Source organism: Halomonas alkalisoli, assembly GCF_021412585.1.
Taxonomy (GTDB): domain Bacteria; phylum Pseudomonadota; class Gammaproteobacteria; order Pseudomonadales; family Halomonadaceae; genus Halomonas; species Halomonas alkalisoli.
In genome coordinates this window covers 150,308-165,489 of record NZ_JAKCMI010000012.1, presented here as the reverse complement: position 1 = coordinate 165,489, position 15,182 = coordinate 150,308, and the positions used below count along the sequence as shown (strand labels likewise).

Annotated in this window: 15 protein-coding genes; 13 read left to right on the top strand and 2 right to left on the bottom strand. The window is 64.6% G+C overall.

From position 1 onward, the window contains the following. Window positions 1-58: 58 nt before the first annotated feature. The 5 genes from LY622_RS02825 to pdxH all read left to right on the top strand — a co-directional run bounded on the left by LY622_RS02825 (window position 59) and on the right by pdxH (window position 2,918). Window positions 59-517 (top strand): gamma-glutamylcyclotransferase family protein, encoded by a 459-nt coding sequence (locus LY622_RS02825; RefSeq protein WP_234289496.1) that lies wholly within the window; start codon window positions 59-61, stop codon window positions 515-517. A 61-nt stretch (window positions 518-578) separates the two neighbouring features. Then, on the top strand, window positions 579-932 hold the full coding sequence (gene arsC / locus LY622_RS02820; RefSeq protein WP_234289495.1) for an arsenate reductase (glutaredoxin): 354 nt from the start codon (window positions 579-581) through the stop codon (window positions 930-932). A gap of 34 nt (window positions 933-966) precedes the next feature. Next, window positions 967-1,587, top strand: coding sequence for an NAD(P)H:quinone oxidoreductase (gene wrbA, locus LY622_RS02815; RefSeq protein WP_234289494.1), 621 nt, complete (start codon window positions 967-969; stop codon window positions 1,585-1,587). Then, window positions 1,584-1,985: a DUF2069 domain-containing protein gene (locus LY622_RS02810; RefSeq protein WP_234282785.1), complete on the top strand. Its 402-nt coding sequence runs from the start codon at window positions 1,584-1,586 to the stop codon at window positions 1,983-1,985. Before wrbA ends, LY622_RS02810 begins: the two co-directional genes overlap by 4 nt. 291 nt (window positions 1,986-2,276) lie before the next feature. Then, complete coding sequence (pdxH, locus tag LY622_RS02805) at window positions 2,277-2,918, top strand: pyridoxamine 5'-phosphate oxidase (protein WP_234289493.1); 642 nt, start codon at window positions 2,277-2,279, stop codon at window positions 2,916-2,918. Between the two features lie 82 nt (window positions 2,919-3,000). On the opposite strand, the gene LY622_RS02800 is transcribed toward pdxH, so the two are convergent. Continuing rightward, complete coding sequence (locus LY622_RS02800; protein WP_234289492.1) at window positions 3,001-5,748, bottom strand: bifunctional acetate--CoA ligase family protein/GNAT family N-acetyltransferase; 2,748 nt, start codon at window positions 5,746-5,748, stop codon at window positions 3,001-3,003. Between the two features lie 110 nt (window positions 5,749-5,858). On the opposite strand from LY622_RS02800, the gene LY622_RS02795 reads away from it, so the two are divergent. Both LY622_RS02795 and LY622_RS02790 read left to right on the top strand, forming a co-directional pair. Continuing rightward, a complete protein-coding gene (locus LY622_RS02795) occupies window positions 5,859-6,794 on the top strand; it encodes a histone deacetylase family protein (RefSeq protein ID WP_234289491.1) in 936 nt (311 codons plus the stop codon). Between the two features lie 123 nt (window positions 6,795-6,917). After that, window positions 6,918-7,550, top strand: a complete 633-nt coding sequence (locus tag LY622_RS02790) for a helix-turn-helix domain-containing protein (protein ID WP_234282777.1) — start codon at window positions 6,918-6,920, stop codon at window positions 7,548-7,550. Window positions 7,551-7,552: 2 nt separating this feature from the next. On the opposite strand, the gene LY622_RS02785 is transcribed toward LY622_RS02790, so the two are convergent. After that, window positions 7,553-8,398 carry a formate dehydrogenase accessory sulfurtransferase FdhD gene (locus LY622_RS02785; protein ID WP_234289490.1) on the bottom strand — a complete coding sequence of 282 codons (846 nt, stop codon included), beginning with the start codon at window positions 8,396-8,398 and terminating at the stop codon, window positions 7,553-7,555. Between the two features lie 94 nt (window positions 8,399-8,492). Here LY622_RS02785 and LY622_RS02780 point away from each other — a divergent pair, with 94 nt between their 5' ends. The 6 genes from LY622_RS02780 (at window position 8,493) to LY622_RS02755 (ending at window position 15,175) form a co-directional block, all read left to right on the top strand. Next, window positions 8,493-8,924, top strand: coding sequence for a DUF3305 domain-containing protein (locus tag LY622_RS02780; RefSeq protein WP_234289489.1), 432 nt, complete (start codon window positions 8,493-8,495; stop codon window positions 8,922-8,924). Beyond that, window positions 8,921-9,523 carry a DUF3306 domain-containing protein gene (locus LY622_RS02775; protein WP_234289488.1) on the top strand — a complete coding sequence of 201 codons (603 nt, stop codon included), beginning with the start codon at window positions 8,921-8,923 and terminating at the stop codon, window positions 9,521-9,523. The genes LY622_RS02780 and LY622_RS02775 overlap by 4 nt, the downstream gene beginning before the upstream one ends. Before the next feature lie 91 nt (window positions 9,524-9,614). After that, window positions 9,615-11,336, top strand: a complete 1,722-nt coding sequence (locus tag LY622_RS02770) for a 4Fe-4S binding protein (protein ID WP_234289487.1) — start codon at window positions 9,615-9,617, stop codon at window positions 11,334-11,336. 4 nt (window positions 11,337-11,340) lie between these two features. After that, the gene (locus tag LY622_RS02765; RefSeq protein ID WP_234289486.1) at window positions 11,341-11,970 is read left to right on the top strand and encodes a TorD/DmsD family molecular chaperone; all 630 of its coding nucleotides are present in this window, start codon (window positions 11,341-11,343) and stop codon (window positions 11,968-11,970) included. Between the two features lie 115 nt (window positions 11,971-12,085). Beyond that, window positions 12,086-12,286, top strand: coding sequence for a twin-arginine translocation signal domain-containing protein (locus LY622_RS02760; protein WP_234289485.1), 201 nt, complete (start codon window positions 12,086-12,088; stop codon window positions 12,284-12,286). Window positions 12,287-12,319: 33 nt separating this feature from the next. Next, window positions 12,320-15,175: a molybdopterin-dependent oxidoreductase gene (locus tag LY622_RS02755; protein ID WP_234289484.1), complete on the top strand. Its 2,856-nt coding sequence runs from the start codon at window positions 12,320-12,322 to the stop codon at window positions 15,173-15,175. The last annotated feature ends 7 nt before the right edge of the window (window positions 15,176-15,182 follow it).

The following is a 15,182-nucleotide window of genomic DNA, read 5'->3' as shown; positions in this document are numbered from 1 at the left end:
GGACAGCGCCGCCATGTCGTGGCAGGATGAGCCGTGTCGCGTCTAGGAGGAAGCCTTAATGCAGGGAATGCGATACCTATTGGCCGCCCTGGTGGCCCTGCCGCTGGCCATCGCGGCCTGGCTCTGGTTCACCATGCTCAGTCCCTTCACCTATGATCGCCCCGATCACCTGCCGGAGGTGGCCGAAGGGCCCCATGCAGTCTTCGTCTATGGCACCCTGCGCCTTCCACCGGTGCGCTGGATCGTGATGGGCCGAGCCGGCGAATCCGAGCCCGCGGTGCTGGACGGCTTCCGCCGCGAGGGGCTGGACCTGGTCGAGGCGCCAGGCGAGCGGGTGGCGGGCGAAGTGATCGTGGTAAGCGCCGATGAGCTGGAACGGCTGGACCGCTACGAGCGACTGGGTATTCGCTATGCCCGCGTGGAAAAGCGCCTGCCGGACGGACGCTCGGTGTGGGTCTACCGCAGGCTGGCCGACGAGGACGTCGGTGTCGAGGAGCTATTGGAAGGGGATGTGTAGTTGTGGTGGGTACGGCGCCCCTTCTACAATAGCCGCACTTCCAAGGATCGAGGAACCCGCCATGACGATCACGCTCTACCACAATCCCCGCTGTTCCAAGTCCCGTGAGGCGCTCGCCCTGCTCGAGGAGCACGGCGCCGAGGTGACGATTCGTCGCTATCTGGACGAGCCGCTCGATGAAGCGGAGCTGCGCGACCTGATGTCGCGACTGGATGCGGACGGCGAGGCGCTGATAAGGACCCAGGAGCCCGAATGGAAATCCCTGGACGTCGATCTCAAGGATCAGGAGCAGGTGATCCAGGCACTGGTCGAACACCCCCGCCTGCTGGAACGTCCCATCGCGGATGATGGCAAGCGCGCCGTGCTGGGCCGTCCCCCGGAAGATGTGCTCGCTCTCCTGCACATCGACGAGTGACCCGAGCCCAGCCCCCCCGCCACCAGGAGCCAAGATGCGCGACCCCCTGCCCTATGTACTGATTCTCTACTACTCTCGCCACGGTGCGACCCGCGCCATGGCCGAGCAACTCGCCGCCGGGGTTGAGTCGAATTCCGGCATCGAAGCGCGGTTGCGAACCGTGCCGGCCGTCTCGCCCACCTGCGAAGCCGTCGAGCCCGAGATACCCGATGAGGGCGCCATCTATGCCAGCCTCGATGACCTGCGCCACTGCGCCGCGCTGGCGCTGGGCAGCCCGACCCGCTTCGGTAACATGGCGGCCCCGCTCAAGCACTTCATCGATACCACCACCACGCTATGGCTCAACGGCACGCTGATCGACAAGCCAGCCACGGCCTTCACGTCCACCTCGAGTCTTCATGGCGGGCAGGAAACCACGCTCATCTCCATGCTGCTGCCGCTGCTGCACCACGGCATGGTCTACGCCGGCCTCCCCTACAGCGAAACCGACCTGATGGACACCACCGCCGGCGGGACACCCTACGGCGCCAGCCATGTCGCCGGCCAGCGCAGCGACCAGCCTCTCGCCGACAGCGAACGGCGCCTGGTTCGTGCCCAGGGCAAGCGCATCGCCCGCCTGGCCTTGGCGCTGCAGAGCCTGAAGGAGACCTCATGAGACGCTGGCTGGAGGATCTCGAGGCACGCCATGGCCTGGACAACCTCACCGATCGCTCACGGCAACTGGTGCTGGGCAGTTTCGGCTTGCTGATGGTGTTATTGATCTGGAGCGGCCTGTCGATGCAGGCCGGCGACAATCCGCTGACACCGATTCTGGTGCGGATACTGCCACTGGTACTGTTCCTGCCCTCGATCCTTGGCCGACGTCCCCGGGGGCATGCCTGGCTGGCCTTCGTCAGCCTGCTCTACTTCACACAGGGCGTCATGGTCGCCACGCTGCCCGGCCAGGGCCTACTAGGCGGGCTCGAGGCGATCACCGCTCTGGGGCTGTTTACCGGCTGCATGTTCTACGCCCGCTTTCGCAGCCGTCAGATGAAGGCGGCCAACGGCGCATGAGACCCGGACGACTGAGGCGACAGGAACCACTGCAAGGCCCCGGCCGCTGGAATAGAATGGTACAGAAGACATGCCGCTGCCCCTGGCACAAGGAGGTTCCCCCGTTGCCCCGCCCTCCCTTGCACACAGGCTGGCTGCCAACGCCCCGTGTGATCTCTCTTTGCGGATGGAGCCCTTCGCTCGATGGATTGGCTCCATGCCCCAATGGGCTCATCCGAAGCGACACCGGCACTGGGTGTTGTGATGCAACGCGACAGCAGCGACCATGAACAAAATTTCTAGGAGAACGCCATGACACGCAAGATCGCCGATATACGGCGCGACTATGAGGGCGGCCAGTTGGTAGAGGACAAGGTGCCCGCTGACCCCATGGTGCTTCTGGACGAGTGGATCACCTTGGCGCTGGACGCCGAAGGCGACGATGGCAATGCCATGACGCTGGCCACCGTCGACAGCCAGGGACTGCCCCATGCCCGGATCGTCCTGCTCAAGGGATATGACGAAAAAGGCCTGGTGTTCTACTCCAACTACCATAGCCACAAGGGTAGCGAGCTGGCCAATGTCCCCCACGCCGCCCTGACCTTCTGGTGGCCGTCGCTGGGCCGCCAACTGCGCGTCGAGGGGCGTGTCGAGCTGGTCGATGGGAAGGAGTCGGACGCCTACTTCAATAGCCGTCCGCGAGCCAGCCAACTGGGCGCCTGGATCGCCACCCAGAGCGTGGTCATCCCCGGCAGGCAGTGGATCGAGGAGCGACAGCATCGCTTCGAGCAGGCCTATGAAGGCCAGGAAATCCCCCGCCCCGTTCACTGGGGAGGCTACCGGGTCATACCGGAGATGATCGAGTTCTGGCAGGGCCAGCCCAGCCGGCTGCATGACCGCATCCGCTACGAGTTGCGCGACGGCAGCTGGCACTTCTTCCGCATGGCGCCCTGACCGGGCTCGTCGACAGGGCCCGGGCGACCAGCGTAACCCGGCTGGCCGCTCGGGCTCTGCGCCGACCGGGGCCCACCCGCCTTCAGTCCGGCAGACTCTCCAGGCGATGCCGCTGCCATTCGTTCTCGGGCTCGTTGAGACGCAGCACGGCGTCCACCACCTGCTCCTCCATGTTGTAGCGACAGCGAAAACCCAGGTGCTTCATCAGCGCCCGCATGGGGTGGTTGTCGACCATGACCTTGCCGATCATCTCCAGGGTGCCCACGCTCTTGCAGTAGGCGATCATCTTCTTCATCAGCAGGCTCCCCAGCCCCTGCCCGGCCATGTCGTCCCGTACGATCACCGCGAATTCGGTACGGATATTGTCGGGGTCATTCCATACCCTGACCACGCCCAGCATCTCCTTGCTGCCATCATCCCGTAGATGTTCGGCGATGAAGGCCATCTGCCGGTCATAGTTGATGTGCGACAGTATCGAGAGATCGCGCTGGGTCAGGTCGGACTTGTTGTGAAAGTAGCGAAATCGAATGCTCTCTTCGGACAGCTGGCCGTGGAAGTTGGTGATCAGCGGTGCGTCCTCGGCCCGGATGGGACGCACTTCTACCGCCATGCCGTTCTTGAGCGTCGTCCACTCCCGCAGCTCTTCCGGGTAGGGCATGATGGAGAAGCGTGCCGGCGTGCCCAGGTCCATGGCGAAATCCACTGCCAGCATGCCGTCGCGGTTGAGCAGCAGGGGATTGAGTTCCAGGCCACGCAGCTCGAGCAGGTCGGAAGCCATCTGCGACAGCTGGACCAGCAGTTGGCAGAGGCGCTCCAGGTCCCGCTCCGGGTCGCTGGAGTGTTCGCGTATCAGGCGGGCGGCATGGGTGCGGCCCACCACATCGGCCGACAGCGTCATGTTCAGCGGCGGTAGCGCCACCTGGCGGTCGGCCAGTACGTTGACCTTGTAGCCACCGATACCGAACACGATGATCGGACCGAATATCGGGTCACGGGTGATCCCGGCACAGAGCTGCATCGAGTGCTTGCCCCGCTGCATGGGCTGCAGGCAGTACTCGCGGATTCTCACCGGCGGGAATCTTTCCCGCAGCTTGTCGCCGAGCCGCGTGACACCCTCGGCCGCCTGCTCGGGCGAATGAATGTCCTGCAGCAGGCCCGCCGAGAGCCTGTGGGGCTGTCGGCGATAGCGAAATGGCCGGCAGTTGCTTTCATGCACGACCTTCACCGCCATGGGGCCGTCGATGTCGCCGGCGGCGGCAAAGGCCTCTTCCGGTGTCTGTACATAGTGGCTGGGCGCCACGGATATCCCATAGGCCTCGAGTACCTGGGCGGTCTCGGAGTGGGACAGCGTCTCGCGCCCCTCCTCCCTGGCCGCTTCAATCAGGGTGCGGCAGCGGGCACGGATGTCGGGCGTGGTGGCAAAGGGCAACGTCGGCGGCGTCTCCTGCAGCAGCGCCTGGACACGCTGATAATCGACCATATGCATGAAGGCCTTAACCGCCTTTTCCGGCGAGACATAGGTAGGTATGCCGGCAATGCTGCACTCGTGGCGGGCATCGAGCGCCGCCTCGAGCCCCATCCAACTGGTCAGCAGGTTGCGGCGGAAACGCTTGCGGTTGGCGATTACCGCCTGAGCCGTGGCCTTGGATGGCGCCAGGCGCGTGGGCGCATGTACCACCAGCACGGCGTCTACCCCCGGATCGGCGGCGACGATCTCCAGCACCTCCACCAGCTTTTCCGGCGTGGCGTTGCCGCCGAGGTCCACCGGGTTTTCACCGGGCCTGCTCATGTCGAAATCGCCCTTCTTCAGCAACCGCCGTGTCTCATCACCGAAGTGAGCCAGCTTGCCACCCGCACTGATCAGCTTGTCGATGGCGAGCATGGCCGGCCCCAGGCCGTTGGAGACGATAGCCAGTCGATCGCCCTTGAGCGGCTTCATCTGGGACAGGGTCATCAGCGCATCGAACAGTTCGTCGGAATCGTTCACCCGAACCACGCCGGCACGGGAGAACGCCGCGTCGAAGACGACGTCGCGGTTGGCGATCCCCGGTGTCGGCGGCATGTTGGAGAGGTCGGATTCCGGCGTCCGGCCGCTCTTGATGGCGAGGACCAGTCGATTCCGCGAGGCATCGCGCAGCGCCGTCATGAAATGCTGGGAGTCCTGGATGCGCTCCAGGTGCAGCAGGATCGCCTGGGTGGGAGAGTACTGGTTGATGTAGTCGAGCAGGTCGGGCAGCATCACGTCGACGCTGTCGCCCACCGTGATGAGGTGGGAGAAACCGATGCCCCGACCCGCGGCCCAGTCGATCATGGCGTTGCCGAGCATCCCCGACTGCCCCAGGTAGGCCACCCGCCCCGCCTTGACCGGCTGACTGGCGTAGGAGGCGTTGAGCTTGCGCCCCGGCACGATCAGCCCCATGCACTCCGGACCCAGCACCCGGATACCCGACTCCCGTGCCGCCACCAGCATTCGCTCACGAATCGAACCCTTGTCATCATCGGCCTCATCGAGACGAGACCCTCCGGAGAGAACCAGGGTGGCCTTGACCCCCAGGCGACCCAGTCGGGTAATCACCTTGGGCAGGCTGTGTGCCGGCGTACAGATGACCGCCAGGTCGGGGGGTTCGGGCAGCTCTCGGATGCGCGCCACGCAGGGCTGGCCGAATACCGACGCGTAGCCCTTGAGGTTGACCGCCCAGATGGTGCCTGGAAAGCCGGCCTCCTGCAGGTTGCGAATGACCAGGCCACCAATGGATTGAGGCTTTTCCGAGGCCCCGATCACTGCAATGGTTCGCGGCTCGAAGAAGTGCCGTAGGAATCGGGTACCCAAGTCGCAACCTCCATCAAGTCAGTTCTTGCCATCTTGTGTACGACTTATTGACACTGTTATGCAAGGTCTTACCGGCATTATGGTGACCTCTGTCATCCTGGAGCGCCCGCATGATCACGGCTTACATTACGCACCCCGACTGCCACCTTCATCATATGGGCCCGGAGCACCCCGAGAGCCCCCTGCGACTCGAAGCCATTCGAGCACGCCTCGCCCTGTCGGGCCTGCTGCAGCAGACCATGCAATCGGATGCCCGTGAAGCCACCGAGGACGAACTGGCTCGGGTTCATCCCCTGCGCCACCTCCGGGCGCTGGACAAGTGCGTGCCCGAAACCGGTATCGTCACGCTGGACAGTGACACCATGATGAACCCCGACAGCCTACAGGCCGCGCGCATGGCTGCCGGCGCGGTCATCCGCGGCGTGGAGCAGGTCTATCGCGGCCAGGCCGACAACGTCTTCTGTGCCGTGCGCCCGCCGGGGCATCACGCCGAGGCCACCGACGCCATGGGCTTCTGCTTCTACAACAATGTCGCCGTCGGAGCCGCCCACGCCCGGGCCAAGTACGGTGCCCGGCGCATCGCCATCCTCGACTTCGACGTGCATCAGTGCAATGGCACCATCGATATCTTCAAGGATGACCCCGACATCCTGATCTGCACCAGCTACCAGTACCCGTTCTATCCCTGGCGCTACCTGCGCAGCGAGTGGCAGAACGTGGTCAACACCCCGCTGGATGCCGGTACCGACAGTACCGCCTTCCGCCGTGAGATCGAGAACGACTGGCTGCCGGCCCTGCACGCCTTCAAGCCGGAACTGGTGCTGCTCTCCGCGGGCTTCGATGCCCACCGCGAGGACCCGCTGGCCGAACTCTGCCTGGAAGACGAGGACTACCACTGGGTGACCCATATGGCCATGGAGATCGCTGCCCTCTACGCCGACAATCGCCTGGTATCGGTGCTGGAGGGTGGCTACGACCCGACCTCGCTCGGACGCTGCGCCGAGGCACACGTAAGAGCCTTACTGGGCCTGCCCTTCGATCAATGAGTCGTTCCACCGGGTGAGGAAACATTCTGTCGCGATCCGCTGCTCGGATGTCGCCATGGCAACGCGCTTTGCGCGATTTGTGGTACGCTTTGGGAAAACTTGTTTCCTATAGTGAATCTGCCCATGCCCGCCACCACCGACCAGCAGGCCGCGCTGCGTATCGCATCCGGCCGCAAGCCATTCGTGGAGCCGCTGCGCCTCGGCGAGCGACTCAAGGAGCTTCGCCTGGCCAACCACTGGACGCTCGAGGACGTCAGCCAGCGCACCGGCCTGGCCCGCTCGACCCTGTCCAAGATCGAGAACAATCAGATCTCGCCGACCTTCACCGCCGTACAGAAGCTGATCAACGGCCTCGGCATCGACCTGCCCCAGCTCCTCACCCCACCCCGGGCCAAGCCTCGCACCATGGGACGCCGCGACCTGACCCGACAGGGCAAGGGCGAGCACCACCCCACACCCACCTACGAGCATGAACTGCTGAGCTGTGAACTGGCCCAGAAACGCATGATACCGTTCAAGACCATCGTCCGGGCGCGCAGCTTCGACGAGTTCAGCGAGTGGGTGCGTCATGACGGTGAGGAGTTTCTGATGGTGCTGGATGGCGAGATCTGTCTCTACACCGAGTTCTACGAACCGTTGCAGCTCTCCCAGGGGGACAGCATCTACTTCGACAGCGACATGGGGCACGCGCTGGTCTCGACCAGCGAAACGGATGCCGTGGTGCTGTCGGTCTGTACCTACGGGGAGACGACCTGAGTTCAGCTGCGCCGGCGGTCGCCCGGCCGCCGTACCGGCACCGCATCCAGTTCGAGCCTAGTCCCGGCATTGATCGCCTGGAAGTGGCGCCCCTTGGCCCGGGCGATCAACAGCACGCCGAAACGCTCGGCCAGTTCAACGCCCTTCTGGGTGACGCCGGAACGTGACACCAGGACACTGATCCCCATCTGGGCCACCTTCAGCACCATCTCGGAGGTCAATCTTCCGGTGGTGTAGAAGATATCGCTGCCCGTGGTCTCGCTGGTACCCAGCCACTGGCGCCCGGCCAGGGTATCCACCGCGTTATGCCGCCCCACGTCTTCGACGAAATCCAGCACGTCGGCCTTGCGGCAAAGTGCACAGCCATGGACCGCCCCGGCGCTGCGATAGGTCTCGTTGTAATCACCCAGCCGCTCGAGCAGCGCATAGAGCACCGACTGCGCTAATCGTGTCTCGGGCAAGCGCTTCAACGAGGTCGAATCCAGCAGCCGACCGAAGACCGTGCCCTGGCCACAGCCGGTGGTCACGGTACGCTGCCCCAGCCGGGCCTCCATGTCGTCCGGCAGCCGTCGGGTCACCACGGCGGCTGCCTCCACCTCCCAATCGACCTGTACCACCTCGAGATCCTCGGCGCTCTGGAGTAGCCCCTGGTTGCGCAGATACCCCACCACCAACGCCTCCGGGTCGGCACCCAGCGTCATCAGGGTGACGATTTCACGCTTGTTGAGATAGAGGGTCAGGGAGCGCTCGGCGGCAATGGCCTGGCGACGGCACTCCCCGAACTCGTCGAGCACCTCGACTTCCAGAGTGGTGGGCAGGCGTGCCCGGCTAAGGCTGATGTCGTGCATTGACGGCTCCTCGACAAAGCGTTGATAGACGATGATGGCATTCCGACCGCCGAGTGTCTTTACTGAAGTGACAACTTCCGTGGGAGCGGCATCAATGACCAACCCAAGCAGTCATCGAACCCTGAGTCTTGATATTGCCAGCGAGACTCGGCGTATCAAGGGTTTCAGCGCCACCCGATGGCAGATCGTTGATCTGGTGCCGGGGGATGGTGGGCCCTGGGTCCTGACGCTGCAGCTGTACCTCACCGAAAGGGCCGCCTACCGCTTCAACCTCGATGCCGACACGCCCCGCCTGTTCGTGCGTTGCGGCGAGAGCAGTGGCGAGCCTCGTCCCTCGGCAATCACGGCCAGCCAGGACGTCGCCGCTTCCTGGCTCGATGGTGAGCAACAGGTGCTGGAAGTGGCGATGCCACTGGCGATCCAAGCTTGGCTGGAAGCCTACCTGGCCCGCCACGGCGAGGCCCCGGACGAGGGGCGCAAGAAGAAACGCAAGGGAGCCGGGCGCGCCAGGGAGCATGCCGTATGAGCCGGCTGAGTCGCTGGTCACACCGCAAGCTCAGCGAGGAGGCCGATGTCATTCAGGCCGATGAACCCGAACTCGTCGAGTCGGTGCAAACGTCGGAACAATCAATGCAGGGCCCGGGCAGCGATACGCCCCCCTCCCCTTCGGTGCCACCCGAGCCCGGCAGTCTCGACGCGACCCTTCCCGACCCCGACAACCTGCCCGCCGGCAGCGACTTCAAGGCGTTCATGCAGGCGGGCGTCAGCGATGCCCTGCGCCGGCGCGCCCTCCGCAAAATGTTCTCGGGTGGCCACTATGGGATCCGCGATGGTCTCGACGACTACGATGACGACTACCGCCAGCTTCTCAAACCGCTGGCGAGCGAGATGGCCCAGCGCCTCAGGCAGTGGACCCGCAAGCTCGAAGAGAGCGAACCAGATCCAGAAACCACCGATCCTGTGGAACGTGCAGAGCTCACCACGCCCGACGAGCCGAACATCCAGGCGTCCACACAGGAATCCCCCCGGGAATTGACGTCTTCCCGTGACGAGGACGCGGTAGATGCCCGACGTGCGCTGGAGACCAGCGCCGAAAGCAATACGTCGACATCAAAGGGAGATTAGACCAAGGGTGGTCTAGCAAGATCTCGATAATCAGCCAGACTGAGTATTAGAAACACAATATAACAATTAGGCACCCAGACCGTGAGGTGGCATGAATCATCTAATCCACACAATGCCGGTGGATGAAGCCGGCAATCGCCAGGCAAGGGAGGCGATGCATCGCCGGGTCTCCTGGCCTATCAACCTCACTCCATCCAGCGTCAGCTATGTCAGCCAGGGACATGCCCTGATACTCGGCAACGAGCGTGACGCACGCCGTGCCGCACGCGCACTTCACGACCACGGGCTGGCCTCGGTGTCCCTGCTGATCACCGAGCCGGTCGATCCATCCGCCATCGACGGTGCCCCCGCCGATGACGAAACCCTGTTGGCCGATACCCGGACAGTGACCTGCCACACCCTGACGCGCGAGCAGGCCGCAAGCCTGCGCGTTGATGGCTACCTGGGTCGCTTTCGGGTCACGCTCGAGCAGGGAGGCCAGTCTTTGGACCTGGCCCGGGCACTGGTCGAGCGTGACCATTTCGACCAGATCCTGGACCTTTGCGAGACGCCCGCACTTGCGTTGGAGTTGCCTCCACCGGGCTATGTCACCGTTCGCTGGGGTACTGCCGAAAGCGAATCTCACCTCGAGGCCTTCACTGCACTGGTCGGTGAATTCGACAAGCCCCGCTATTTCCAGATCAATCACGATCTCTGTGCCCATGCCGCCAGTGGCAATACGGGCTGTACCCGCTGCCTGGATGTCTGCCCGGCCGATGCTATCCAGAGCGTGCGAGGCCGGGTCGAGTCGCGCGTCGAAATAGATCCCTACCGCTGTCACGGGGTCGGCAGTTGCAGCAGCGCCTGCCCCTCCGGCGCCATCGAGTTTCGCATGCCCGAGTCCCATCGCCAGCAGGAAACCCTACTGGCCTGGCTGGCGGCCTACCGCCAGGCGGGCGGCGGCCAGCCGGTGGTGCGATTCGTGTCGAGCGAACACCTCCACCCCGACGAGACTCCGGCCGGCCACGTCCTCGACGTGCCTCTTGAGGAGCTCGGCGCGGCCGGTCATGACCAGTGGCTGACGGCCGTTGCGGGCGGTGCCGCTGAGGTTCGCCTTCAGCATCACCCTGACATGCCGGAGCGCCTGGTCGCCTTCCTCGACGATCAGTTGGCCCAGGCACACGCCCTTCTCGAGGCACTGGGCCACCCGCGCGAGCGGATTTCCGCGATCGCTGTCGGCGACACGACGGCCAGGGATGCCCTTCCCGCCCATCCGCCGCTCCCCGCCGACGGCCTCGTGCTTGACAGCACTGGCAAGCGCGATCGGCTCAACGGCGTGCTCGACCACCTTGCCGAGCTGGGTCGGCAGGACGGAGAGCGTCATGCCATACCGCCCGATGCCGCCTATGGCGGACTTGCGGTAGATATCCAGCGCTGCACGCTCTGCATGGCATGTGTCGCCGGCTGTCCGACGCCCGCATTGTCAGCCGGCAATGAGAGTCCCCAATTGAACTTCCGCGAGGCCGACTGCGTGCAGTGCGGCCTTTGCGCGGACGCCTGCCCCGAGGACGCCATCGCCCTGCTTCCCGGCTTCCTGGCCGACCCCGCTCGGAACCAGCGGCGCGTCTGCCACTCAGAGGCGGCCTTCGACTGTATCCGCTGCGGCAAGCCGTTCGCCACCGCCAGCACCATCGCCGTCATCAAGGCCAAGCTGGCCGACCATCCCTATTTCGCCGGCGATGCGATCTCACGGATCGAGATGTGTGAGGACTGTCGCGTGCGGGACGTGTGGCGGGAACTTGCACGGGACCCCGAATCGCAACTGAAGGTGTGAATCCATGAGCGACACTGTCATGCACGAGGAGGCTCGTGAGTTGGACGAAGACGATGCCCTGAGAGCCGATGTCTACCGGCTGCTGGCGCGCTTGCTGCGCGAGCCGCCCCACCCGGAGCTGCTGGCATGGCTGGCGAACCTTCAAGTGGAGGATGACACCAGCCCTCTGGCCGCTTCCTGGCGTGCACTCACCGAAGCGTCCCGTGGTTCGCGCCCTGAGACACTCGCTCGGGCGCACTTCCGCCACCTCGTCGGAGTCATCCAGGGCGACGTGGCGCCTTACGCCTCCTGGTACCGCAATGGCGAGCTGATGGATCAGGCATTGGTCGCGCTGCGCCACGATCTCAAGGCGCTGGGCATCGAACGCAACGAACCAACGCGTGAGCCCGAGGACCACCTCGCCGCACTCTGCGAGGCGATGGCCCTGCTCATCGAGTCCGGCTCTCACGCGGAGGCACGCTTTTTCATGACCCACATCGCCCCATGGGCATCGACCTGCCTGACGGACCTGGCCGGCGTGGAGAGTGATTTCTATTCCGGTGTCGGCCGACTCGGTCGGGCCTTCATCGACAGGGAAGAGGCGCTACTCGCTCGTGAGGCAGCGCATGAACCCGTCAGGCTGGTGGAACCCTGACTCCGGCTGATGCCCGTATACCGACAGCAAGGGAACGGGCAACAGCATCGAAAGAGTGACCATGAAAAACACAACAACGCCAACTCAAGGCCACGGCATGACCGAGGAAACCACCATGAACAAGACCAACAATCCGCAGCGCCGTCGCTTTCTCAAGACCCTGGGGCTCGGCACTGCTGCCGCCGGCGCGGCCGCCGCCGTCGGTCACGTTACCCTGGTACAGGCCGAGAACAAAGCCGAGCCGGTGGTCGATACGGCCCAAGGCTATCGGGAAACCGATCATATCCGCACCTTCTACGCCACCCTGCGGGACTGACGGCTCGACAGCCAATAGCCAGGAGATCACACCATGCGTCTGACTCGTAAAAGCGATGCCCCCAAGGCACACGGGCTGGGCATTTCCCGTCGGCAGTTCCTCAAGCGCACCGGCGCCACCACGGGCGGCCTCGCCGCGGCTGGCTTCATGGGTGCCCCGATGATGCGCCGCAGCGACGCCTCGGACAAGACCCCCGTCCTCGACTCTCCGGTGGAGACCAAGCGAACCATCTGCTCTCACTGTTCGGTGGGCTGTGGCGTCTATGCCGAGGTCCAGGAGGGGATCTGGACCAAGCAAGAGCCTGCCTTCGACCACCCCATCAACCGCGGCGCCCACTGCGCCAAGGGGGCCTCGCTACGTCAGCATGGCCACTCCAGCCGGCGCCTCAAGTACCCCATGAAGCTGGTGGGCGGCGAGTGGCAGCGTCTCAGCTGGGACGAGGCCATCGAGGAGATCGGCGACAAGGTACTCCAGCTTACCGAAGCTCACGGCCCCGACAGCGTCTACTGGCTGGGGTCGGCCAAGTTCAACAATGAACAGGCCTACCTGATGCGCAAGTTCGCGGCCCTGGCCGGCACCAATAACACCGACCACCAGGCGCGCATCTGCCACTCCACCACCGTAGCCGGGGTAGCGAATACCTGGGGATACGGGGCGATGACCAACTCGCTGAACGACATGCAGAACAGCAGGTCGATCATGTTCATCGGCTCCAACCCCAGCGAGGCCCACCCGGTGGCCATGCAGCATATCCTGCTGGCCAAGGAGCGCAGTCACGCCCAGATCATCGTCGTCGACCCGCGCTTCACCCGCACCGCCGCCAAGGCCGACAGCTTCGTGCGCATCCGCCCCGGCTCCGACGTGGCCTTCATTTGGGGCCTGCTGTGGCACATCTTCGAGAACGGCTGGGAAGACCGGGAGTACATCAACCAACGCGTCTATGCCATGGACGAGGTACGCGAGGAAGTGGCCAACTTCCCGCCCAGTGAGGTCGAGCGCATCACCGGCGTCCCCGAGACGATGATGCACGACACTGCGCGCCGGCTCGCCGATAACCGCCCCGGCTGTATCGTCTGGTGCATGGGCGGCACCCAGCACACCACCGGCAACAACAACACCCGGGCCTACTGCATCCTCGAGCTGGCGCTGGGTAACATCGGCAAGTCGGGCGGCGGCGCCAACATCTTCCGTGGCCACGACAACGTCCAGGGCGCCACCGACCTGGGCCTGATGTCCCACTCCCTTCCCGGCTACTACGGCCTCGCCGAGGGCGCCTGGGCCCACTGGGCCCGCGTCTGGGACCTCGACCTGGACTGGCTGAAGAGCCGCTTCGATCAGACCGAGTACGCCGATGGCCAGCCCATGTACAGCAACGGCATCACGGTGTCGCGCTGGGTCGACGGCGTGCTCGAGGAGGAAGACGCGATCTCCCAGCGCTCCCGACTCAAGGCGATGTTCTACTGGGGCCATGCGGTCAATTCCCAGACTCGCGGACCCGAAATGCAGAAGGCCATGCAGCAGCTCGAGATGATGGTCATCGTCGACCCCTATCCCACCGTGGCCGGCGTCATGCACGGCCGCAGCGACGGGGTCTATCTGCTGCCGGCGGCGACCCAGTTCGAGACAACCGGCAGCGTCACCGCCACCAACCGCGCCCTCCAGTGGCGCGACAAGGTCATCGAACCGCTGTTCGAGTCCAAGCCGGACCACGAGATCATGTACCTGCTGTCGCGCAAGCTGGGATTTGCCGATGAGCTGTTCAAGAATATCCAGGTGAACGGCACCGAGCCGCTCATCGAGGACATCACCCGCGAGTTCAACCGCGGCATGTGGACGGTCGGCTACACCGGACAGAGCCCCGAGCGGCTCAAGGCACATCAGCAGAACTGGCATACCTTCAGCTTCCGTACCCTGCAGGCCGAGGGTGGCCCGGCCGATGGCGACTACTATGGCCTGCCGTGGCCCTGCTGGGGTACCGCCGAGATGGGCCATCCCGGCACCCCGATCCTCTACGACACCAGCAAGCCGGTCTCCGAAGGCGGCCTGACCTTCCGCGCTCGCTTCGGCATCGAGCACAACGGCGAGAACATCCTGGCCGACGGCGTCTTCAGCGAGGGATCCGAGCTCAACGACGGCTATCCGGAATTCACCGCCGAGATGCTCAAGGACCTGGGCTGGTGGGACGACCTCACTCCGGATGAACAGGCCGAGGCGGAGGGCAAGAACTGGAAGACCGACCTGACGGGCGGCATCCAGCGGGTGGCGATCGCCCACGAGTGCGCCCCCTTCGGCAATGCCAAGGCGCGCTGCAACGTCTGGACCTTCCCCGATCCCATCCCCAAGCACCGCGAACCGCTCTACACCAGCCGCCGCGACCTGGTCGCCGACTATCCCACCTGGGATGACGTCGCCTCACACTATCGGCTGCCGACCCTCTACAAGAGCATCCAGGACAACGACAACTCCGATCGCTACCCCATCATCCTCACCTCAGGACGCCTGGTGGAGTACGAGGGCGGTGGCGAAGAGACCCGCTCCATGTCGTGGCTCGCCGAGCTGCAGCAGGAGATGTTCGTCGAGATCAACCCGGCATTGGCCAACGAGCTGGCGGTGGCCGACGGCGACATGGTCTGGGTCGAGGGCGCCGAGGGCGGGCGCGTCCGTGTCCAGGCTCTGGTGACGCCCCGAGTATCCCGTGAGGTGGTGTTCATGCCCTTCCACTTCGGCGGCATATTCCAGGGCGAGAACCTGCACGACCGTTATCCGGAAGGATCGGCCCCCTACGTGCTCGGTGAGGCGGCCAACACCGCCACCACCTACGGCTATGACACCGTGACGCAGATGCAGGAAACCAAGTGCACCCTGTGTCGTATCGAGAAAGCCAGCTGATTGCGCT

Coding starts and splice junctions, on each gene's coding strand:
- LY622_RS02780 (WP_234289489.1), top strand. CDS start 8,493: ATGACCAACCCAAGCAGTCATCGAACCCTGAGTCTTGATATTGCCAGC.
- LY622_RS02810 (WP_234282785.1), top strand. CDS start 1,584: ATGAGACGCTGGCTGGAGGATCTCGAGGCACGCCATGGCCTGGACAAC.
- LY622_RS02760 (WP_234289485.1), top strand. CDS start 12,086: ATGAACAAGACCAACAATCCGCAGCGCCGTCGCTTTCTCAAGACCCTG.
- LY622_RS02795 (WP_234289491.1), top strand. CDS start 5,859: ATGATCACGGCTTACATTACGCACCCCGACTGCCACCTTCATCATATG.
- wrbA (WP_234289494.1), top strand. CDS start 967: ATGCGCGACCCCCTGCCCTATGTACTGATTCTCTACTACTCTCGCCAC.
- LY622_RS02790 (WP_234282777.1), top strand. CDS start 6,918: ATGCCCGCCACCACCGACCAGCAGGCCGCGCTGCGTATCGCATCCGGC.
- LY622_RS02775 (WP_234289488.1), top strand. CDS start 8,921: ATGAGCCGGCTGAGTCGCTGGTCACACCGCAAGCTCAGCGAGGAGGCC.
- LY622_RS02770 (WP_234289487.1), top strand. CDS start 9,615: ATGAATCATCTAATCCACACAATGCCGGTGGATGAAGCCGGCAATCGC.
- pdxH (WP_234289493.1), top strand. CDS start 2,277: ATGACACGCAAGATCGCCGATATACGGCGCGACTATGAGGGCGGCCAG.
- arsC (WP_234289495.1), top strand. CDS start 579: ATGACGATCACGCTCTACCACAATCCCCGCTGTTCCAAGTCCCGTGAG.
- LY622_RS02825 (WP_234289496.1), top strand. CDS start 59: ATGCAGGGAATGCGATACCTATTGGCCGCCCTGGTGGCCCTGCCGCTG.
- LY622_RS02755 (WP_234289484.1), top strand. CDS start 12,320: ATGCGTCTGACTCGTAAAAGCGATGCCCCCAAGGCACACGGGCTGGGC.
- LY622_RS02785 (WP_234289490.1), bottom strand. CDS start 8,398: ATGCACGACATCAGCCTTAGCCGGGCACGCCTGCCCACCACTCTGGAA.
- LY622_RS02765 (WP_234289486.1), top strand. CDS start 11,341: ATGAGCGACACTGTCATGCACGAGGAGGCTCGTGAGTTGGACGAAGAC.